We start from the raw sequence: 19,581 nt of genomic DNA, 5'->3' as shown, positions 1-19,581 counted from the left end.
TCTCCCGTGTGTCGAGCCGGACGGTCGGATGCTGCCGGGCGTCGGCGGTTTTCCCGTTAGTGTGCCCGGGGTGGTGCTGTCGATTCACGCACGATCAGCCGAGTGGGCAGGATCACCGGTGACCCCGGCGTGTCGAGATAGGGGTTGCTCCCCGGCGGCAGGGCCCGGCCGTGCAGCGGGTCGAGCAGGATCCGCGTGGCGAGCCGGCCCTGCTCCGCCGCCGGCTGGGCGATCGTGCTCAGCCCGAGGACGCTGGCCAGGTCGTGGTCGTCGACACCGATCACGCTGACGTCCTGCGGCACCCGCAGGTTGGCATCGCGCAGCGCGGTCATCGCCCCCATCGCCATCTCGTCGCAGGCCGCGAAGATCGCCGTCGGCGGGTCGCCGCGCCGGAGCAGTTCCTCGGTGGCCCGCGTACCGCCGCTGATGGTGAACTGCGACTCCACGTCGAGGCCGGGATCGGGGACCATCCCGGCGTCGCGCAGTGCCTGCCGGTAGCCGCGCCGCCGGTCGAGGTGGGTGGTGTAGGCCAGTTCGTCGTCCGGGTCGCCGGAGATGTGGGCGATCCGCCGGTGCCCCAGGTCGAGCAGGTGCCGGGTGGCGGTCCGCGCGACACCCACGTCGTCGATGCGTACGCAGGGCCAGCCGGGCACCACCGTGCCGGAGCTGATGGTCACCCCGGGTAGCTTCAGCTTCGTCAGGGCGGTCAGGTCGGCGGGCCGCAGGGGCGTGGCGACCAGCATGATCGCGTCGACGCGCTTGTGCAGGTTGGCGGTGCGCAGCACCCGCTGACGGACCTGTTCCCGCCCGCCGAGGTTGTAGAGCAGCAGGTCGTAGCCGGCCTGCTGGAGGATGTCCTCGACCGCCTCGACGACGGTGCCGAAGAACCACCGGGTGATGCGGGGGACCACGACGGCGACCGTGCCGGTGCGCCCGCCGGCCAGCCGCGAGGCGCTCGGCGAGACGGCGTACTCCAGTTGCTCGGCCGCCGCGAGCACCCGGCGCCGGGTCGCGGCCGAGACGGTCGGCAGCCCGCGCAACGCCCGGGACACGGTGGCGGTGCTGACCCCGGCCAGGCGTGCGACATCATCGATCTTCGTCACGCTATCCCCCGCTCCGCCCGTCTCCGCCGCCGCCGGTGACACCGGCGGCGGCGGAGACCCCTCAGCCCTTGACGCTGCCAGCGAGCAGGCCGCGCACGAAGTAGCGCTGGAGGGACAGGAAGACGATCAGCGGTACGACGATCGAGATGAACGCGCCGGCGGTGAGCCGCTGCCACTCGTTGCCCCGGGTGCCGGCCATCTCGGCCAGCCGGACGGTGAGCGGGGCGGTCTCGTCGCCGCCCCCGGCGAAGATCAGCGCGACCAGCAGGTCGTTCCAGACCCAGAGGAACTGGAAGATGCCGAACGCGGCCAGCGCCGGGGTGATCAGCGGCAGCACGATGCTGCGGAAGATCTTCGGGTGGGTGGCCCCGTCGACCCGGGCGGCCTCCATCAGGTCGCCCGGGAGCTGCGAGATGAAGTTGTGCAGCAGGAAGACGGCGAACGGCAGCGCGAAGCAGGTGTGCGCGAACCACACCTGCGCGAACTTCTGTTCGTCGACCAGGTCCCAGGCCGGCATGACGGTGACCCCGGCGACGGTGACCCCGGTGGAGAAGAACTTCAGCAGCGGCACCAGGGCCATCTGCAGCGGCACGATCTGCAACGCGAAGATCGCGATGTACATCCAGTCCCGGCCCCGGAAGTTGATCCAGGCCAGCGCGTACGCGGCCAGGGCCGCGAAGGCGAGCGGGAAGAGCACCGACGGGATGGTGATCGCCAGCGAGTTGATGAAGTAGCTGGCGAGCTGCGGGGACGACGAGGAGCCCCCGAACAGCACCTCCTGGTAGTTCTCGAAGGTGAACGACGGGTTGGTGAAGAAGGTCCACCACCCGCTGGACTTGATCTGGTCCTCCGGCCGGAACGAGGAGATGAACAGGCCGAAGGTGGGGATGGTCCAGACCAACGCGATGACGATCGAGACGAGGGTCGCGGTGCGGCTGTTCAGCCGCTTGCGGACCCGTCCGGCGGTGCTGGTCGAGCGGCCGTCGGTCTTCTGTGTGCCGGCGGCGACGGTGGGCGTCGCGGTGGTCATCTCAGCCCTCCCGCTGCTGACGGATGTTGCGGATCTGGTAGATCACGATCGGGATCACCAGGATGAACAGGAACACCGCCAGCGCCGAGCCCTGCCCGTTCTCGCCGTACCGGAACGCCTGGTTGTACATCTCGTTCGCGATGACGCTGGTCTCGTAGTTGCCGTTGGTGGACGTCCGGACGATGTCGAAGACCTTGAGCGTGGCGATCGACAGCGTCACCACGACCACGATCAGCGCCGGGCGGATGCTGGGCATGGTGATCTGCCAGAACATCTGCCACGGGCTGACCCCGTCGAGGCGGGCCGCCTCCACGATGTCGGCGGGGATCGCCTTGATCGCGGCCGAGAGCACCACCATGGCGAAGCCCGCCTGGATCCAGATCATGATCACGATCAGCAGCAGCGTGTTCAGCGGCGAGTCCAGCAGCCACTGCTTCGGCTCGCCACCGAGGCTCACGACGATCTGGTTGAGCAGACCGATCTGCTCCTGCCCGTCGCCCCGGTACGCGTAGACGAACTTCCAGATGATGCTCGCGCCGACGAAGGAGATCGCCATCGGCATGAAGATCAGCGACTTGGCCACGGCCTCGAACCGGGCCTTGTCCACCATCACGGCGTAGAGCAGCCCGAACGAGGTGGCCACCAGCGGGACGAGGAGCACCCACACCAGGGTGTTGATCAACACCCGGACGATGGAGTCCTCGGAGAACATCCAGCCGTAGTTGCGCAGCCCGACCCACTCGTTGCTGTTGCCGTCCATGAACGACAGCAGCGTGGTGCGGATGGCCGGGACGATCAGCCCGACGGTGAGCAGCAGCAGCGTCGGCATCAGGAAGAAGAGCGCGAACATGCCCTCCCGCGGCTTGCGCCGACGGGGGAGCGGGGCGCCGCTCGCGTACGCGGCGACGATCTGCGCCTCCCGGCGGCGGGCGAACCAGGACGGCACCACGTCGAGGAGCAGGAGCAGGCCACCCACCACCAGGACGAAGGCGAACAGCCCCCACCCCAGCATGATGAACTTGTCCTTCTCCTCGATGAAGTCGAACTCCATCGACCCTCCTTCAAGGGTTCGGTGACGAACCGGGGGGACCGACCCGCGCCAGCGGACCGGTCCCCCCGGGTCAGATCACTTCCAGCTGCTCTCGATGCCCTGGAGCACGGTGGCGGTGTCCTTGCCGTTGATCCACTGGACCATGCCCTTCCAGAACGTCCCGGAGCCGACGGCCGCCGGCATCAGGTCCGAGCCGTCGAAGCGGAAGACGGTGGACTTGTCCTGGAGGATCTGGACGGAGAGCTTGTCGATGGGGTTGGCGACGTTGGCCAGGTCGAGCTTGTTGTTCGCCGACACCCAGTCGCCGATCTTGGCGCGGCTGTTGGTGTACTCACCCGAGGCGAGGTAGGTCTGCACGGCCTGGACCTCGGGCCGGTCGGCGAAGGCCGCGACGAACTCGCCGCCACCCAGCACCGGCTTGCCCTTGCTGGCGTCGATCGCCGGGAAGTAGAACGCGAAGACGTCGCCGTCCTCGGCCACCTTGGTGCCCTGCGGCCACTGGTTGGCGTAGAAGGACGCCTGGCGGTGCAGCGCGCACTTGCCGGTGGTGATCGGCACGCCGGCCTCCTGGAAGGAGGTGGTGGCGATGCTCTTCACGCCGCCGAAGCCGCCGTTGACGTACTTCTCGTTCTTGAGGATGGTGCCGGCCTTGTCGAGGGCCTCGGCGACCTTCGGGTCGTTGAACGGGATGCCGTGGGTGGTCCACTGGTCGTAGACCTCGGGGGTCTGCGTCCGCAGCATCAGGTCCTCGATCCAGTCGGTGGCCGGCCAACCGGTGGCCTCACCCGACTCGATGCCGGCGCACCACGGCTTGGTGCCGCTGGCCGCGATCTGGTCGCTGAGCTTGATCAGCTCGTCCCAGCTGGTCGGGACCGTCCAGCCCTTCTCCTTGAAGGTCTTCGGCGAGTACCACACGAAGGACTTCACGTTGGAGCCGAGCGGGGCGCCGTAGAACTGGCCGTTGACGGTGCTGTACTTCAGCCAGTCGGCCGGGTAGTTCTCCTCGGCCATCTTCTTGGTGTCGGCGCCGACCGGCTTGAGCTTGCCCGAGTCGACGAAGCGCTTGAGCAGACCCGGCTGCGGGATGAACGCGAGGTCGGGGGCGTTGCCACCGTCGACCCGGACGTTGAGCTGAGCCTCGAACTCGCCGCTGCCCTCGTGGTCGATCTCGATGCCGGTGCAGTCCTCGAACTGCTTCCAGGACTCCGCGAGGCGGTCGGCCTCGATGTCCCGGATCGACGAGTAGATCGTGACCTTCTTGCCGTCGTTGTCGCCGTACTTCTCATATGCGGCGCACTCCGCGGAGCCCGCGGTGTCGCTCTTCTTGTCGCTGCCGGTGCCGCAGGCGGTGGCGCTCAGCGCCAGCCCCAGCACGCCGGCGATCGCGAGAGCCTGGCGTGATCTGGCAAACGCCATGCCGTTCTCCTTCCTTGCCGGCGCGTCAGGGATCGAACCCGCGCCGGTCCGATGGGCGTCACCACATGTAAGCGCTTGCATCTGGCCTGGTCCACCCCTATCCGGACACGAGCAAGTAACAATCCGGAAACCCGTAGGCCCCCTGTTGGGCACGCTCCCACACGGGAATTCGACCCCTTTCCATCGATGTCATTTTCTGACACGCTGAGGGCAGGTGATCGAAGGATTTCGACATAGGAGGTGCTGGATGGGCAAGCGGTGGTTGGGCCTGCTGGCGGCCGGTCTGCTGGCCGTGGGCGCGCTGGTGGTCCCGGCGGCCCCGGCGATGGCCGCTCCCACGTTCAAGGTCCCGTTCCCGTGTGGGCAGTCCTGGTCCGGGCAGACCCGGACCAACCACAGCCCGGCGTATTCGGTCGACTTCAACCGCACCGACGACCTCGGTGACCCGGTGGTGGCGAGCGCCCCCGGCACGGTCGACCGGGTGACCGATCTCGGCGGAACCAGTTACGGAAAGTACGTCCGGATCAGCCACGCGGGCGGCTACCACACCTACTACGCCCACCTCAACGGCTTCAACGTCTCCGTTGGCCAGAGCGTCGGCTACGGCAAGGTGATCGGCTGGGTCGGCAGCACCGGCGGCTCGACCGGCCCGCACCTGCACTACGAGCAGCGGCTCAACGGCGCCGACATCCAGGTGCGGTTCAACGGCGCGCTCGCCCTCTACTGGGGCACCAGGAACTACACCAGCGACAACGGCTGCGGCAGCAGCGCCGGATCCGGCACGGTCAACACCAGCGGCACGGCGCTGACCGTCCGCTCCGGCCCGGGCACCGGCTACGCCGCGGTGGGCACCGTCGCCGACGGCACCCGGGTGACCATCCAGTGCCAGACCAGCGGCACCAGCGTCACCGGCACCTACGGCACCAGCACGATCTGGGACCGGATCGGCTCCGGCCGCTTCATCGCCGACGCGTACGTCTACACCGGCTCCGACGGCTACATCCCCGGCGTGCCCCGCTGCTGAGCGGGCGACGGGGCCCCGGCTGCGCGCCGGGGCCCCATTCCGTCGTCGTGTCCTCCGCCGCCCCGGCTCAGCTGTTCAGGCGCCAGATGGCGAAGTTCAGGGCGGCCGCGAAGGTGACCCACGCCCAGTAGGGCAGCATCAGCAGTGTCGCCGGGCGGGACACCTTGCGGAAGAGCGCGACCGTCACGCCGATCGCCACCCACATCAGCAGGATCTCGACGAACGCCAGCCCGTAGCGGCCGGCGCCGAAGAAGAGCGGCGTCCAGACGGCGTTGAGCACCAGCTGGGCGGTCCACGCCCAGAGGGCCGGGCCGAAGCCCACCCGCCGCCAGACCAGCCAGCCGGCCACCGCGATCATCGCGTAGAGGAGGCTCCAGACCGGTCCGAAGAGCCAGGACGGGGGAGCCCAGGCGGGCTGTTCGAGGCTCGCGTACTCGGTTGAGGTGCCCTGCACGCCGAGCCCGCCGATCGCCGCCGCGACGAACACCGCCGCCCCGAAGCCGAGCAGTGTCCACCACTGCCGGGCGCCGCCGGCCCGTTCAGCGCTCCTAGACATCTCCATGGTCGAGATATTGCCGCCGGAGGTGGACTGTAAACCCACGGTCCCTCTCCGGACGGCACGACACCGGGGTCGTCATGGCCGGAGGCTCCTGTCGGGAGGACGGAGTTCCGGTCACGACGACCCCGGTGGGTCCTGAACGGCGGCCTGTAGCCGCCTCGTCAATTGAAGATGCTCACACCACCCGGCCCGACGAGCAGGCCGACCACGATGAGGACGACGCCCCACAGGATCTGCCGCCGGAACAGCGCGAGGATGCCGGCGACCACGAGTACGACTGCGAGAATCCAGAGAATCAGCTCCATGATTGCTGAATACCCGAGCCGCCGATGCCGGAAACCTGTGCCTGATCGAGGTGCTCGCCCAGGTGGAAGACGCTGTACGCCTGCTTGATCACGGGGTGGGCGACGTTGCGGACGCGTACCCCGCCGGGCGTGGTGCCCCGCTCGGAGCCGGCGTGCGCGTGCCCGTGCAGGGCCAGCGCGGTCGGTGCCGAGTCGATCGCCTGACCGAGCTGGTACGAGCCCAGGAACGGGTAGATCTCCAACGGCTCACCGGCGAGGGTGTCCGGCACCGGCGAGTAGTGGGTGAGCGCCACCAGCACGTCGCACTCCAGCCCCCGCAGGGCGGCGGCGAGGGCGTCGGCGCTCTCCGTGGTGGTCCGGACGAAGGCCTTCATCTCCGGCTCGCCGAAGTCGCTGGCGCAGCGGCCGGCGAACCCCCCGCCGAACCCCTTCACCCCGGCCACGCCCAGCCGGCCGCCGGCGCAGTCCAGCACGACGCCGTCGCCCTCCAGCACGGTGATCCCGGCGTCCTCGAGCACCTTGACCACCTGCGGCACCTGGTCGCACTGGTGGTCGTGGTTGCCCAGCACGGTCACCACCGGCACGCCGAGCCCGCCGAACTCGGTGGCCACGCACCGGGCCTCCGACTCGGTCCCGTGCCGGGTCAGGTCGCCGGCGAGCAGCAGCACGTCGGCGTGCTCGGGCAGCTCGTCCAGTGCCGGCCGGAACCGGCCGACCACGTCCTCGTCCAGATGCACGTCGCCCACGGCGGCGATCCGGATCACCATGGAACCTCCTCAGGGCAGTTGCTCGATCTCCGTGGGCGCCTGCGCGCGGATCACCCCGATGTCACTGGTGACCGGCACGTCGGGGAAGCGTTCGGCCACCCGGCGCAGGATCTCCTCCCGCCGGTGCGGGCTCTCGACCTCGCCGTAGAGCACGAGGCCGCGCTCCCGGCGGACCACGGTGATCCCCTGCTCGGCCACGTCCGGGTCCTCGGTCAGCAGCCGGTGGATCTCCGCCTCGACGTACTCGTCGGGCGGTCCGGTGGCGACGTCGCGGTGCTCGGTCACGGTTTCCCCTCTCCCTCGCCGGTGCCGGAGTGCGGCACCACCTCCAGCCGGTCCAGCAGCACCAGGAACGCCTCCGCGTACGGGGAGTGCTGCGTCTCCTTGCGTACCCGTTCCCAGTCGATCTGCTCCCGCAGGGAACGGGCCAGCGGCAGACCCCGGGCGAAGTCGCAGTAGTGCTGCGAGAAGCTCAGCAGTTTGTGCACCATGAGCTGGGTGGCCGAGAGCACCGGCATGTGGATCGCGTCGACCGGCCGGACGACCGTGTCGGCGAACGTCTCCTCGGTCACCGGCGTCTCGATCGGCCGGTGGATCAGGTCCACCATGCGGCCGTCGTCGAAGACCTTGACCAGCCAGTCCTCGGGCGGCCGCTCGGCGGTGAAGCCCGCCGCGACCAGCGCCTCCAGGGAGCGTTCCACGTCGACCTCGCGGATCAGGAAGTCGACGTCGTGCTCGCTGGAGTGACCGCCGTGGGCGTACACCGCGAAGCTGCCCCCGAGCGCGAAGGGAATCTCTTCCTGCTTGAGCACGGCGGCGACCTTCTTCAACGTGTGCACCAGGCTCTCGTCCCCGCGCTCTGCCATTGGCGTCTCCCGTCGATGGTGGTGGGCGGCTGATCCAACTCCGGTACCCGGCATCCCGGCGGGCCACACCTGGCAGGTGGCACGGTCGGGGTCAACCGGGAGGACACGGCACAAATCTCCGGGTACGCGAGCGTGGGTCGGATAGCCTGTGCAGAGTGTCCAGATCACCGGGGGCGCGGCGCGGCAGGGCCCGATTGCGCGCCGTCGCCCTGATCGGCATCGACGGCTCGGGCAAGACCACCCAGGCGCACCGGCTCGCCGACGCGCTCACCGCGGCGGGCCGCCCCGCCACCTACCACCGCAACGCCGGCGGGCGGCGCTGGCTGGGCCGCCTCGCGCACCGCCTCGGCCGCCCGGACGCCCAGCGGCTCGTCGGGCGCAGCGGCATGCTGGCGGTGGAGTCCGTGCTCCGCTGGCTGGCGATCGCCGTCGCCCTGCTGAGCTGCCTGGCGACCGGCCGGGTCGCGGTGATGGACCGCTACTCCGCCTGTCAGTACGCGAGCATCCGGGCGCACGGGGGCCAGCGCTGGGAGCGGCTGGCCCGGGCCGGCTACCGGATGTTCCCGCGCCCGCAGGTGACCTTCCTGCTGACCGTCGATCCCGCCGAGGCGTACCGGCGGATCGAGCAACGCGGCACCGACCACGAGAGCATGCGCTACCTGACCGCCGCGGACACCGCGTACCGGACCCTGCCGGAGTACCCGACCTTCGTCGTGGTGGACGCCGGGCGCCCGCCGGAGGAGGTCTCCCGGCAGATCCAGGCCCACATGGCGGGCTGGCTGGCGCCCGCCGACGGCCGCGACGGCCGGTCGGCCGACGGGCGCGACGTCCGACCCGCCGTCGTCCCCGCGCCGCCGGACGCGGAGCCGGTCGCGATCGGCCGGCTGACCGCCTGAGCGGGCTGGCCGCCGAGCCGGCTGAGCCGACGGCCCACGGGCCGGCTTTCCGGGACGCGGCCGGGCAGCCGGGGCACCGTGAGAGGCCGCGGGATGGCATCGTCTGCACGAGGGGCGCGCGGGCCGGTGGCGACCGTACGGCCTCTCCGCGCAGGTCCGGCGGGGGAGGCGCCCGCCTGCCTGGGAATGGCACGCTGGGCGGTACGGATGGCACGCTGGCCGAAACGGCGCGTCCGGGCAGGCGGTACTTTCCTCAATACGCGGAGTCATGGTTGACGCTCACGCCTCGTGAAAGTAAGTTTCATCCGTGGCGAAGAGTCCGAAGATTTCTGCGAGTCACGAGCCGGGTGGGCTGATCGTCCACATCAGCGGCCTGCTCCCGTCGTTGTCGCCGGCTGAGCAGCGGGTCGCCCGGTTGGTGGTCGCCGACCCGGCCGACGCCGCGCGGCGGACCATCACCGACCTCGCCACCGCCGCCGAGACATCCGAGGCGACCGTCATCCGTTTCTGCCGCTCCGTCGGCATGGACGGCTACCCCCAGCTGCGGATCCGGCTCGCCGCCGAGGCTGCCCGCCGGGTCGAGCCGCCGGACGCGCGGGTCGTCGGCGGCGACATCCCACCCGGGGCCGACCTCGCCCAGATCATCGCGACCATCGCCTTCAACGACGCGCGGGCCGTCGAGGAGACGGCCGAGCAGCTCGACCCGGCGATCTGCGAACAGGTCGTCGAAGCCATCGCGGGCGCCGGAAGGATCGACGTCTACGGGGCGGGCGCCAGCGGCTTCGTCGCCTCGGACTTCCAGCAGAAGCTGCACCGCATCGGTCGCATCGCCTTCTACTTCCCGGACGTGCACACCGCGCTGACGTCGGCCGCGCTGCTCGGGCGGGGCGACGTCGCGGTCGGCATCTCGCACACCGGCACCACCTCCGACGTGATCGAGGTGCTGGAGCAGGCGCGGGCCCGGGGAGCGTCCACGGTGGCGCTCACCAACTTCCCCCGGTCGCCGATCACCGAGGTGGCCGACTTCGTGCTCACCACGGCCGCCCGCGAGACCACCTACCGCTCGGGCGCGATGGCGAGCCGGCTGGCCCAGCTCACCGTCGTCGACTGCCTCTTCGTCGGGGTGGCGGCGCGCAACCGGTCCCGGGCCAGGAAGGCCCTCGAAGCGACAGCCGAGGCGGTCCGGTCACACCGGGTCGGCCCGGGACGGAGGCGGGCATGACGGCGGGCGCGGTGGAACCCCACGAGGTGACCCCGGTGGCGGCCCGTCCGGTGATCCGGGTCGGCGCGCCGACGGAGCGGCGCAACCCGCTCAGCGCGGACCTCGACCTCATGTCGACCCGGGACGTGCTCACGGTGATCAACGAGGCGGACCGGCGGGTGCCCGGCGCCGTCGCGGCCGTCCTCGACGAGATCGCCGCGACGGTGGACCTGGCGGTGACCGCCCTGCGCGGCGGGCACCGGGTGCACTACTTCGGCGCCGGCACCTCCGGCCGGCTCGGCGTGCTCGACGCCGCCGAACTGGCGCCCACCTTCAACTCGCCCCGGCACTGGTTCTGCGCCCACATCGCGGGCGGGCCCGAGGCCATGTGGCGGGCGGTCGAGGACGCCGAGGACGACGACCGGGGCGGCGCGGCGGAGGCCGCCGACTGCGTACGGGCCGGGGACCTGGTGGTCGGACTCGCCGCCAGCGGACGCACACCGTACGTCCTGGGGGCGCTCGCCGCGTCGAGTGCCAAGGGGGCCTCGACCATGCTGCTCTGTGCCAACCCGGAGGCTGAGGCCGCCCGGTCGGTGGACGTCTTCATCGGGGTGGACACCGGGCCGGAGGTCGTCACCGGGTCGACCCGGATGAAGGCGGGCACCGCGCAGAAGCTGGTGCTGAACACGTTCTCCACGGCCGTGATGGTCCGCCTGGGCCGGGTCTACTCGAACCTCATGATCGACATGGTCGCCACCAACGCCAAGCTCCGGGGCCGGATGATCTCGATCCTGATCGAGGCGACCGGCTGCTCGGAGGAGATCTGCCGGCGGGCCCTCCACGAGGCCGACGGCGACATGAAGGTGGCGCTGGTCTCGCTCGTCTCCGGGGTGGAGGTGTCCGCCGCGCGGGCCGCCCTGGCCCGCTCCGCCGACCAGGTCCGCGGCGCCCTGGCCCTGCTCGCCTCCTGAGCCGACCCCACCCCGCCACCCGCCGCCCACCCGCCCTGCGACCCCCGTCACGTACGGGCATGGGCCCGCGGCGCGGATTGTTCAGCGGGGGGTGGGGTATTAGCACGGGCGTGGATGAACCGACCGGTCCACCCGTGCGTGACTCCGCAGTGACCAGGATCGCAGCACGACGGTGACCCGGGTCGCTGCGTCTGCGGGCGTGGCGGTGCTGCCATGGACCGGGACACGGCGACACGTCGATCCGCCGCCCCTAGCGTGGTGCCCATCGGAGAGCCGCCACCGGGGTGCTGACAGCAAACATGGACCGCGCTCTCAGCGGATTATCAGGCATTCGTGACACTTTCGACTCACGACATGGAATCCCCGGCGCGTCTCAACTGTTGTGTAGGTGTCAGCACCGGTGGGCACAGCGGAAGTTACGGGGGAGGGCTGATGGACGTGGGGATGGCAAGGAACCGGGCAACCGGCGCGAGCGAGGGGACCGTGGGCAACGTGGACAAGAACATCGGCATGCGAACCGACGAGGTTGCCGAGGAGCGCGACCTGGTCGGCGTCTACCTTCACGAGATCTCCCGGACGCCACTGCTGGACGCCGCCAAGGAGGTGGACCTCTCCAAGGCCATCGAGGCCGGCCTCTACGCCGAGCACCTGCTCGGTGAGGACCGCGTCCCCGCCGGCGCCGACCGGGACGACCTGGAGCGGCTGGTCGCCGAGGGTGAGCGGGCCAAGGACCTGTTCATCCGGGCCAACCTGCGGCTGGTCGTGTCGATCGCCCGCCGCTACGTGCGTTCGGGCATGCCCATGCTGGACCTGATCCAGGAGGGCAACACCGGCCTGGTGCGGGCGGTCGAGAAGTTCGACTACGTGCGCGGCTACAAGTTCTCCACCTACGCGACCTGGTGGATCCGCCAGGCGATCAGCCGGGCGATCGCCCAGCAGGAGCGCACGGTGCGACTGCCGGTGCACCTGGTCGAGGACGTCAACCGGATGCGCAACGTGGCCCGGCAGCTCACCCGCGAGCTGGGCAGCGACCCGGAGCCGGAGCAGATCGCGGCGTCCCTCGGGGTCACCGTCGAGCGGGTCAACGAGCTGGTCCGCTGGTCGCAGGACACCGTCTCGCTGGACACCCCGGTGGGCGACGACGGCGACACCAACCTCGGGGACCTGGTCGCCGACAGCGACGCGCCGTCGCCGGAGGAGATCGTCCTGACGGGGCTTGAGCGGCAGCGGATCGAGGGTCTGCTCAACCACCTCGACGACCGTTCGGCCGGCATCATGCGGGCCCGCTACGGGCTGGAGGACGGCCGGGAGCACTCCCTCACCGAGGTGGCCTCGCGGTTCTCGCTCTCCCGGGAGCGGATCCGGCAGCTGGAGATCCAGGCGCTCGGCCGGCTCCGCGAGCTGGCCCGGGCCGAGGGGCTACAGGCGGCCTGAGCAGGGTAGGAACAACGGCGAACGGCCGGCGTCCGATGGGGGACGCCGGCCGTTCGCCGTTTCGCCGGGTGCGGTCAGCGGACCCGACCGTAGCCCTGGATGGGCATCAGGTTCATGCCACGTTTGAGCACGTTGCGCCCGGCGCTCGGCGCGTCGATCACCTGTCCGCCGCCGACGTAGAGGCCCACGTGCCCGAGCCCGCTGTAGAAGACGAGGTCGCCGGGGCGCAGCTCGCTCCGGCTGATGTGGGCCACCGCGCCCCACTGCATCCGGGTGTTGTGCGGCAGCGACTTGCCGGCCGCCCGCCAGGCCGCCGAGGTCAGGCCCGAGCAGTCGTAGCCGTTCGGCCCGTCGGCGCCCCAGACGTACGGCTTGCCGAGCGCGCCGTACGCGTACCGCACCGCCACGCCGGCCCGGCCGGAGACCGCCGGCGCCTCCTTCACGCTGTCGGGTCGGGCCGCCGGCTTCTCGGTGGCGCGGCCGTACGCCTGCCTGCGCAGCTCGTAGAGCTCGGCCAGGTCGCGCTCGATCCGCTTCTTCGCGGCGGTCATCTCGCGGGCCTGCGCCGCCTGCCGGCCCAGCGTGACCTCCAGCCGGGTCTTCTCGTCGAGCAGCCGGCGCTGGTTGCCCGTGAAGTTCGAGATCTTCTCCTGCCGCTGCCGCGTGAGCTGGTCGAGCATGCCCAGCCGGTCGAGCAGGGTGTCGGCGCCGCCGGGACGCAGCAGCGCCTCCGCGGTGGTCAGGTTGCTGCCGGTCTTGTACGCGGTCACCGCCATCTCGCCGACGTCCGCCCGGCTCCGTTCGGTCTCCTGCTCCAGCGGACCGATCCGACTCTGCACCCGCGCCACGGCGGCCTGGTTGGCCTTGATCTCCTCCCGGAGCTTGTTGTACGCCTCGACGACGTGTTCGAGTTTCGCGGAGGAGTTCTCGATCCGCCGGGTCAGCTCGGCGGGGGACGGTTCGGCCCGGGCGGGCACCGCCGGTGCGAGCAGCGTGGCCGACACCACGGCGACCGCCAGGGCGCGCAGCGTGTTCCTGAGGGACGACAAGAGCGGAAGGCTCCTCTCCCACCAGCCGCCGCGGGCTGCTGACGCCCCCGGCGACACCGGGCCGGTGCTGTCCGGGTGGACGGCGATCGACCGGGCCGGCCCGGACAACCTAACCCGGGGCAGGAGTGATGCGCAGTTGAAGCAGGGTCGAATGTGGGCCGAGTGACGGAAATTGTTGATCACGACGGGCGCGGTGCGTGATCGAATCCTCCGGCCCGCCGCAGCGGGCGGCGGCTATTGTCGGCGACCGGGCGATCCGTGCCTTTCGTCGTTGTCGACGCATGCCGCCGCAACCTGAGCCGTTATGACCGACAAGACCGACATGGCGGTCGGAACCGGCGTGTCACGCGACCGCGGCCCTCGGACGCGAGCCGAAATCGCCGTCGGGGCTGGCACGTGCGCCACACAATGAAGCGCGCAGCCGGGAATCCCGTCGACCGGCACGATGCGGGACCGTCGACGGGAACCGACCCGGCACCAGCCGCGGGAGGTAGAACCGTGAACCCTCAAGGCGCCACCCGACAGACGCGGTCATCGCGGACGACCGCGCGGAAGAACACCCTCCTCTACGCCCGACCCGGGATCATCGTGACGGTCGACCGGTTCACCGTCGGCCGCAACAGCTGGCAGGTCACCGAGCTGACCCACCTGCAGACCGGCCGCGGCCCGCACGACCGCGTCGCGGTACGGGCCGTCCTGGTCACCGGCGCCATGATCGGCGGCGTCGGCCTGCTGCTCGGCTTCACCGGCGGGCTGCAACGGCTCACCGCGGGGGCGTACCTCGTCCTGGGCCTGGTGTTCCTGCTGCCGGTGCTGGTCGCGCTGGTGGGGGACCGGTGGCGACCGCCCGCGTACGAGCTGTGGGGCCGGCGCCGGGGCGAACGGGTGCTGCTGTTCAGCACCGACGACGAGCGGCAGTTCGGCCAGGTCACCCGGGCCCTGCGCCGGGCCCGGGAGATGAACCGGTACGGCGGCTGGGAGGACCCGCTCGCCTCGGTCGACCCGTGGCGGCCCACCCGGTAGCCGGGTCAGCCGGCGACCGGCTCCGGGGTGCGCCCGGACTGTTCCGCCGTCACCCAGGAGCTGACCCGGCGCTCCGCGTAGAAGGAGACGAACGGCACCGTGCCGGCCAGCATCACCAGGACCATCCGCTTCAGCGGCCAGCCGGCCCGGCGGGACAGGTCGAAGGCGGCCACCAGGTAGAGCATGTAGAGGAAACCGTGCGCCTGGCCCACGGTCTCCACCAGGATCGGGTCGTCGAAGCCGTACTTCATCGGCATGCCGATCACGACCAGCAGGATCAGCGCCACGCCGACGATCCAGGCGATGACTCGGTACCGGGTCAGGGCTGCGCCCACCGTCGTCCGTCCTTTCGCGCCCGGCCTCAGCCGGGGTAGTCACCGGGCTTGGCGCCCGGGTTGTCGTTCAGCCATTGCAGGTAGTGGTTGTAGGCGGCCAGGTCGCCGTCCTCGCCGCCGTCGGCAGCCGCGGGCACGCGGGCGACCCGCACGGGTCGGCGTACGACCGGGCGCGTCGCGGCGGCCTGCGGGGCGTCGGCCGGTCGCGTCCCGGCGGCGGTCGACGCCTCCTCGGGCGCGGCGGCCGCCGCCGGCCCGCGCAGCGCGTGCCGGACCTCACGCCACCAGACGAAGACCACGAAGCCCGCGAAGATCGGCCACTCGACCGCGTAGCCCCAGCTGATCGCGTTGCCGGCGGCGGCCCGGCTGACCTGCCACCAGCCCAACGCCAGGAAACCGGTGACGAGCACGACCATGGCCACGTGGCGCGCGATCCACGCCGGGGTCCAGAGCCGTTTCATGGCATCGAGAGTACCGGGGGCCGCCGGGGTCTCCGACGCGGCGTCGTAGGCGCGGGGATGGTTTGGTGCCTTCCGGTGTGGGCATCCGTCTAGACGCGAGCCCAAACCAGAGCAGGGGGTCGATCATGACGGGATCGGTACGGCAGGACGACTTCGGCAGCCCGGAGCAGCGGATGCCCGAGTGGGACGGCGACCATGTCCACGACAGGGCCTCCGGCGAGGCGGACCCGCCCGACGGCGAGCTGCTCGGCGTCGACCCCGCCGAGCTGGCCGACGAGGACCTGATCCGGGAGATGCACAGCCTGCACCGCACCCGCCTGGACACCCTGCGCCACGCGGCGGACTCCGCGCTCGCGAACCACCTGCGGCGCACCGCCGAGCTGGAGACCGAGTACCTCGCCCGGCACCCCGGCCGCGAGGTCGACCCGAACCGGCTGCGGGACGCGTGATGGCGTCCGCCGAGCGCGGGATGTCCGCGCCGCCGGAGGTGGTGTTCAACACCGCCACCGACCCCGCCCGGGCGTCGGCGTGGCTGCCCGAGCCGCTGCGGGCCGACGGCAGTCCGGCGGACGAGGTCAGCGCGGAGGAACTGCGGGCCCGGTGGAGCGCCGCCGAGGAGTGGTCGGCCGAGATCCGGGTGGAGCCCGCCCAGGCGGGTGGCGCCAGGACGCGGCTCGACATCACGGGCGGTCCGGACGCCGGGCGACTGGCCGACGAGGCCCTGGACAGCCTCGCCCGCGAGGTGGCCGACAACCTGCAGGCCGGCTGAGCCGGACCGCATGCGAGAAGATCGAGGAGACCGGGTGACCGCCCTGAAGGAGAAGGTGGCGCGGCTGCGCCAGGCGTACGCGCCGCACGAACACCGGCCGCTGGGCGGCTACCTGGCGGCGATGGGCACGTACGCCGGGGTGACCGCCGGCATCGCCGGCCTGGTCCGGGCGACCGGCCGCCCGGTGCCCGAGCGTCCCGCCCCGGCCGATGTGGTGCTGCTGAGCATCGCCACCCACAAGCTGAGCCGGCTGCTGACGAAGGACGCGGTGACGAGCCCACTGCGGGCGCCGTTCACCCGGTACGACAAGCCGATCGGCAGCGGCGAGGTGATGGAGCAGGTCCGCGACCAGGGCAGCTCCACCCGGCACGCGATCGGGGAGCTGCTGAGCTGCCCGTTCTGTCTGGCCGTCTGGGTCGCCACCGGGTTCACGGGCGGGCTGGTGCTCGCCCCCCGGCTCACCCGCCTGGTGGCGACCGCGCTGACCGCCGTGGCCGCCTCGGACTTCCTCCAGATGGCGTACGCGGTGGCGCAGCAGGCCGCCGAGGGCGGCGACCACGACGAGGACTGAGGACCGTACGACGAAGGGGGCCGGCACTTGTGCCGGCCCCCTTCGTCGCTGCCTGTCCTTCGTCGTGCCGTCGGCCCGGCTGTCTCGGCTCCGCCCGGTGGCCCGCGATGCTGTCGTGGCCTTGACCGGAGCGCCGGGTCGGCGTGCCGCCGCGGTGGTCGCCGCGTCAGGCCGGGGTCGTGTCGCGGTGGTCGCCGCCGGTCAGGTCGGGGTCGTGCCGTGGTCCTCGCCGGCCCAGCCGCGGGAGGCCTCCGGCTCGCGCTCGTCGGCGTCCGCCCCGGTGATGATGTCCCGGTCGACCGCGGTGCGGTCGTGCTCGTTGGCGAAGTCGGGCTCCGGCAGGGTGTCCCGGCCCTCGGGGGGCTGACCGAGCGCCGGCAGCTTCTCGTGCTCTTCCTCGTGGTGGGACATCTCGCTCTCCTCACTGCTCGTCGGCCTCCGGTGCGGAAGGCCGTCCGCCCCCGGGGGACGGGTGGGCGGCGGTATCGCCCCGCGACGGGTCGCCACGACCCGCCGGGGCCGTGCCAGTCCCGGGCCGCCGGGGCCGTGCCAGTCCCGGGCCGCCGGGGCCGTGCCAGTCCCGGGCCGCCGGGGCCGTGCCAGTCCCGGGCCGCCGGGCGTCAGGTGACCGAACCGCCGAGCAGGTCGGCCACCTCGTCCACGGCGTACTCGCCCTCGGGCAGGGCGGCCATGCGGGTGAGGAGCTGCGCGGGAAGCTCGGCGGCGACGGCCCGGCGGTAGATGTCCGCCTGACTGATCCGCTCCTGGCCGTGGTAGAGATCCTCAAGGAGGTCGTCGAGGCGCCGGATGTCCGGCTCCTCGGTCACGGGCGCGTCCGTCACGGGTGCGTCGTCGGTCACGACCGTCAGCTACCCGCGTCCGAATCGGTCAAACGTCACCGCCTCGCCTTCCGTGGGTCCGCGCCGCCTCGCCTTCGTGGGTCCGCGCCACCGTGCCGATGGCCCGTCCCGTGCTCGGACCGTGCCCGGACCGCGAACCCGTCCCGCGCCCGGCCCGACGGGAGTGCCACCCGGGGCCTGTGACGGCGGTCATGGCGGGGGCCGGAACACCGGCGGCGGGTCGCCGGTTGAGTGAGGTGTCGGTGTGTCCAGTGTCCCCGGGCCTCACCTAATTGCCTTCGCGGAATACCGTTCGGCTGGAGCCGCGTCGTGCCACTCGCCGAGAGGCGACCTGCACACCGACACCGGTGCCGCCCCCGAGCCCTCAGGGCCCGGGGGCGGCACTGTCCGTCTCCACCTCCCGCGCCACCCCGCCCCGTCCTCCCGCCGCCCTCCCGCCACGCTTCCGCCTCCCGCCCGACCGCCTCCCGCCCGCCGACCTCCCGGCGATCATGAGGTTGGCGGCAGCGATGAAGATCGACTTCGCCGCTAACCTCATGATCGCCGGGGGCGGGGCGGGGGTCAGGCGGGGGTGGGGGCCGGGGTGCGGCGGCGGGTGCGGACGGCGGCGGCCAGGTGGCTGAGGACCTCCTCGGTGGTGTCCCAGCCGATGCAGGCGTCCGTGACCGACTGGCCGTACGTCAGCTCGCGGGTCGGGTCGAGATCCTGGCGACCGGCGAGCAGGAAGCTCTCCAGCATGATCCCGACGATGCCGCGCTGGCCGGCGTCGAGCTGGGCCGCCACGTCGGCCGCCACCCTCGGCTGGTTGCGGTGGTCCTTGCCGCTGTTGGCGTGGCTCGCGTCAATCACCACGCGCTCGGGCAGGCCCGCCGCCCGCAGCAGTTCCAGGGCGCCGGCCACCGACTCCGCGTCGTAGTTCGGCCGTCCGCCGCCGCCACGCAGCACCAGGTGCCCGTCCGCGTTGCCCCGGGTGTGCAGGATCGCCGGCGTGCCGGAGACGTCGATACCGGGGAAGACGTGCGGTACGCCCGCGGCCCGGATGGCGTCGACGGCGGTGCCGATGCTGCCGTCCGGGCGGTTCTTCATGCCGATCGGCATCGACAGGCCGGAGGCGAGCTGCCGGTGCACCTGGCTCTCCACCGTCCGCGCGCCGATCGCGCCCCACACCACCGTGTCGGCGATGTACTGCGGGGTGATCGGGTCGAGGAACTCGCAGCCGACGGGGAGCCCCAGGCGCAGCACGTCGAGCAGGAGCGCGCGGGCGGTACGCAGGCCGGTGTTGACGTCGCCGGAACCGTCCAGCCCGGGGTCGTTGATCAGGCCCTTCCAGCCCACCGTCGAGCGCGGCTTCTCGAAGTAGACCCGCATCACCACCAGCAGGTCGTCGGCCACCCGGGCGGCGGCGTCGCGCAGCAGGTGGGCGTACTCCAGGGCGGCGGCCGGGTCGTGCACCGAGCACGGGCCGACCACCACCAGCAGGCGGTCGTCGGCGCCGTCCAGCACCCGGCCGACCGCGCGTCGCCCGGCCAGCACGGCCGAGGCGAGCGTGTCGTCGAGGGGCAGCTCGTGGTGCAGCAGGGCCGGGGTGGTCAACGGCACGACACGGTCGATCCGCTGATCGCTGACCCGATCGGTCTCCGGGGTCGTCACGGTGGGAATCCTTCCGCCGACCGTGCCCCGGGGCCGGTGCCCGGGTCGAGCCGGCTGCTCGTACGCAAAAGGGCAGGAACGAGAGCTCCTGCCCGGCCGGCTCGAATGTGGTGACGTCAGATCATGGTGAAGTCACCGGCGTGCGAGCCGGCTGCCTAAACCATCGATACGAACGCGTCACGCGGCCCAGCGTACCCGAGAGTGTGGGAAGGTCCACCCGGTCGTCGGGAAAGCCTCGCT

The 19,581-nt window shown here is 71.6% G+C and carries 24 protein-coding genes; 9 read left to right on the top strand and 15 right to left on the bottom strand.

The genetic code is table 11. The annotated features are described in order from the left end of the window. Nucleotides 1-56 precede the first annotated feature (56 nt). The 4 genes from ACFHW0_RS18695 to ACFHW0_RS18680 form a co-directional block, all read right to left on the bottom strand. Entirely contained in the window at nt 57-1,103 is a 1,047-nt protein-coding gene (locus ACFHW0_RS18695; protein ID WP_416609303.1) for a LacI family DNA-binding transcriptional regulator, read from the bottom strand. A 61-nt stretch (nt 1,104-1,164) separates the two neighbouring features. Beyond that, nucleotides 1,165-2,133, bottom strand: a complete 969-nt coding sequence (locus tag ACFHW0_RS18690; protein WP_416609301.1) for a carbohydrate ABC transporter permease — start codon at nt 2,131-2,133, stop codon at nt 1,165-1,167. 1 nt (nt 2,134) lies between these two features. Beyond that, on the bottom strand, nt 2,135-3,184 hold the full coding sequence (locus ACFHW0_RS18685; protein WP_416609299.1) for a carbohydrate ABC transporter permease: 1,050 nt from the start codon (nt 3,182-3,184) through the stop codon (nt 2,135-2,137). Nucleotides 3,185-3,259: 75 nt separating this feature from the next. Next, a complete protein-coding gene (locus ACFHW0_RS18680) occupies nt 3,260-4,600 on the bottom strand; it encodes an ABC transporter substrate-binding protein (RefSeq protein ID WP_416609297.1) in 1,341 nt (446 codons plus the stop codon). A 247-nt stretch (nt 4,601-4,847) separates the two neighbouring features. Between ACFHW0_RS18680 and ACFHW0_RS18675 the strand changes: the two genes are divergently transcribed. After that, nucleotides 4,848-5,624, top strand: a complete 777-nt coding sequence (locus ACFHW0_RS18675) for a peptidoglycan DD-metalloendopeptidase family protein (protein ID WP_416609296.1) — start codon at nt 4,848-4,850, stop codon at nt 5,622-5,624. A 67-nt stretch (nt 5,625-5,691) separates the two neighbouring features. Here the strand turns inward: ACFHW0_RS18675 and ACFHW0_RS18670 are convergent, their stop codons facing one another. The 5 genes from ACFHW0_RS18670 to ACFHW0_RS18650 all read right to left on the bottom strand — a co-directional run bounded on the left by ACFHW0_RS18670 (nt 5,692) and on the right by ACFHW0_RS18650 (nt 8,175). Beyond that, nucleotides 5,692-6,186: a TspO/MBR family protein gene (locus ACFHW0_RS18670; protein WP_416609294.1), complete on the bottom strand. Its 495-nt coding sequence runs from the start codon at nt 6,184-6,186 to the stop codon at nt 5,692-5,694. A gap of 158 nt (nt 6,187-6,344) precedes the next feature. Then, the gene (locus ACFHW0_RS18665; protein ID WP_165947907.1) at nt 6,345-6,488 is read right to left on the bottom strand and encodes a GPGG-motif small membrane protein; all 144 of its coding nucleotides are present in this window, start codon (nt 6,486-6,488) and stop codon (nt 6,345-6,347) included. Beyond that, entirely contained in the window at nt 6,479-7,255 is a 777-nt protein-coding gene (locus ACFHW0_RS18660; RefSeq protein ID WP_416609291.1) for a metallophosphoesterase family protein, read from the bottom strand. The genes ACFHW0_RS18665 and ACFHW0_RS18660 overlap by 10 nt, the downstream gene beginning before the upstream one ends. 9 nt (nt 7,256-7,264) lie before the next feature. Further along, the gene (locus ACFHW0_RS18655; RefSeq protein ID WP_121399527.1) at nt 7,265-7,540 is read right to left on the bottom strand and encodes a hypothetical protein; all 276 of its coding nucleotides are present in this window, start codon (nt 7,538-7,540) and stop codon (nt 7,265-7,267) included. Further along, on the bottom strand, nt 7,537-8,175 hold the full coding sequence (locus ACFHW0_RS18650) for a nucleotidyltransferase (RefSeq protein WP_416609289.1): 639 nt from the start codon (nt 8,173-8,175) through the stop codon (nt 7,537-7,539). Before ACFHW0_RS18650 ends, ACFHW0_RS18655 begins: the two co-directional genes overlap by 4 nt. 101 nt (nt 8,176-8,276) lie before the next feature. On the opposite strand from ACFHW0_RS18650, the gene ACFHW0_RS18645 reads away from it, so the two are divergent. The 4 genes from ACFHW0_RS18645 to ACFHW0_RS18630 all read left to right on the top strand — a co-directional run bounded on the left by ACFHW0_RS18645 (nt 8,277) and on the right by ACFHW0_RS18630 (nt 12,623). Beyond that, on the top strand, nt 8,277-9,017 hold the full coding sequence (locus ACFHW0_RS18645) for a dTMP kinase (RefSeq protein WP_416609287.1): 741 nt from the start codon (nt 8,277-8,279) through the stop codon (nt 9,015-9,017). A 307-nt stretch (nt 9,018-9,324) separates the two neighbouring features. Continuing rightward, complete coding sequence (locus ACFHW0_RS18640) at nt 9,325-10,239, top strand: MurR/RpiR family transcriptional regulator (RefSeq protein WP_121399525.1); 915 nt, start codon at nt 9,325-9,327, stop codon at nt 10,237-10,239. Next, nucleotides 10,236-11,189: an N-acetylmuramic acid 6-phosphate etherase gene (locus ACFHW0_RS18635; RefSeq protein WP_416609285.1), complete on the top strand. Its 954-nt coding sequence runs from the start codon at nt 10,236-10,238 to the stop codon at nt 11,187-11,189. Before ACFHW0_RS18640 ends, ACFHW0_RS18635 begins: the two co-directional genes overlap by 4 nt. 444 nt (nt 11,190-11,633) lie before the next feature. Beyond that, entirely contained in the window at nt 11,634-12,623 is a 990-nt protein-coding gene (locus ACFHW0_RS18630) for a sigma-70 family RNA polymerase sigma factor (RefSeq protein WP_199729496.1), read from the top strand. 74 nt (nt 12,624-12,697) lie between these two features. Here the strand turns inward: ACFHW0_RS18630 and ACFHW0_RS18625 are convergent, their stop codons facing one another. Next, on the bottom strand, nt 12,698-13,672 hold the full coding sequence (locus ACFHW0_RS18625) for an NlpC/P60 family protein (RefSeq protein WP_416609283.1): 975 nt from the start codon (nt 13,670-13,672) through the stop codon (nt 12,698-12,700). A 498-nt stretch (nt 13,673-14,170) separates the two neighbouring features. Here ACFHW0_RS18625 and ACFHW0_RS18620 point away from each other — a divergent pair, with 498 nt between their 5' ends. Further along, on the top strand, nt 14,171-14,695 hold the full coding sequence (locus ACFHW0_RS18620) for a DUF6232 family protein (RefSeq protein WP_416609281.1): 525 nt from the start codon (nt 14,171-14,173) through the stop codon (nt 14,693-14,695). A gap of 5 nt (nt 14,696-14,700) precedes the next feature. Here ACFHW0_RS18620 and ACFHW0_RS18615 read toward each other — a convergent pair whose 3' ends face one another. Next, nucleotides 14,701-15,030 carry a DUF3817 domain-containing protein gene (locus ACFHW0_RS18615; RefSeq protein WP_416609280.1) on the bottom strand — a complete coding sequence of 110 codons (330 nt, stop codon included), beginning with the start codon at nt 15,028-15,030 and terminating at the stop codon, nt 14,701-14,703. A 26-nt stretch (nt 15,031-15,056) separates the two neighbouring features. Then, nucleotides 15,057-15,491: a hypothetical protein gene (locus ACFHW0_RS18610; RefSeq protein WP_416609278.1), complete on the bottom strand. Its 435-nt coding sequence runs from the start codon at nt 15,489-15,491 to the stop codon at nt 15,057-15,059. A gap of 122 nt (nt 15,492-15,613) precedes the next feature. Here ACFHW0_RS18610 and ACFHW0_RS18605 point away from each other — a divergent pair, with 122 nt between their 5' ends. Genes ACFHW0_RS18605 through ACFHW0_RS18595 form a run of 3 tightly spaced genes read left to right on the top strand, consistent with a single transcriptional unit; the run spans nt 15,614 to nt 16,831 of the window. Next, nucleotides 15,614-15,940: a DUF6158 family protein gene (locus ACFHW0_RS18605; RefSeq protein WP_121400100.1), complete on the top strand. Its 327-nt coding sequence runs from the start codon at nt 15,614-15,616 to the stop codon at nt 15,938-15,940. Then, on the top strand, nt 15,940-16,260 hold the full coding sequence (locus ACFHW0_RS18600) for a hypothetical protein (RefSeq protein ID WP_416609276.1): 321 nt from the start codon (nt 15,940-15,942) through the stop codon (nt 16,258-16,260). Before ACFHW0_RS18605 ends, ACFHW0_RS18600 begins: the two co-directional genes overlap by 1 nt. 34 nt (nt 16,261-16,294) lie before the next feature. Further along, a complete protein-coding gene (locus ACFHW0_RS18595; RefSeq protein ID WP_132239401.1) occupies nt 16,295-16,831 on the top strand; it encodes a DUF1360 domain-containing protein in 537 nt (178 codons plus the stop codon). Between the two features lie 201 nt (nt 16,832-17,032). On the opposite strand, the gene ACFHW0_RS18590 is transcribed toward ACFHW0_RS18595, so the two are convergent. The 3 genes from ACFHW0_RS18590 to ACFHW0_RS18580 form a co-directional block, all read right to left on the bottom strand. Further along, nucleotides 17,033-17,242, bottom strand: coding sequence for a hypothetical protein (locus tag ACFHW0_RS18590; protein ID WP_121399515.1), 210 nt, complete (start codon nt 17,240-17,242; stop codon nt 17,033-17,035). Between the two features lie 209 nt (nt 17,243-17,451). After that, nucleotides 17,452-17,700 carry a hypothetical protein gene (locus ACFHW0_RS18585; RefSeq protein WP_199729530.1) on the bottom strand — a complete coding sequence of 83 codons (249 nt, stop codon included), beginning with the start codon at nt 17,698-17,700 and terminating at the stop codon, nt 17,452-17,454. A 552-nt stretch (nt 17,701-18,252) separates the two neighbouring features. After that, nucleotides 18,253-19,350: a 3-deoxy-7-phosphoheptulonate synthase gene (locus ACFHW0_RS18580; RefSeq protein WP_416609388.1), complete on the bottom strand. Its 1,098-nt coding sequence runs from the start codon at nt 19,348-19,350 to the stop codon at nt 18,253-18,255. Nucleotides 19,351-19,581 lie beyond the last annotated feature (231 nt).

The organism is Micromonospora sp. LOL_025, assembly GCF_048060285.1.
Lineage (GTDB): Bacteria > Actinomycetota > Actinomycetes > Mycobacteriales > Micromonosporaceae > Micromonospora.
This window is presented reverse-complemented; position numbering and strand designations above follow the sequence as displayed.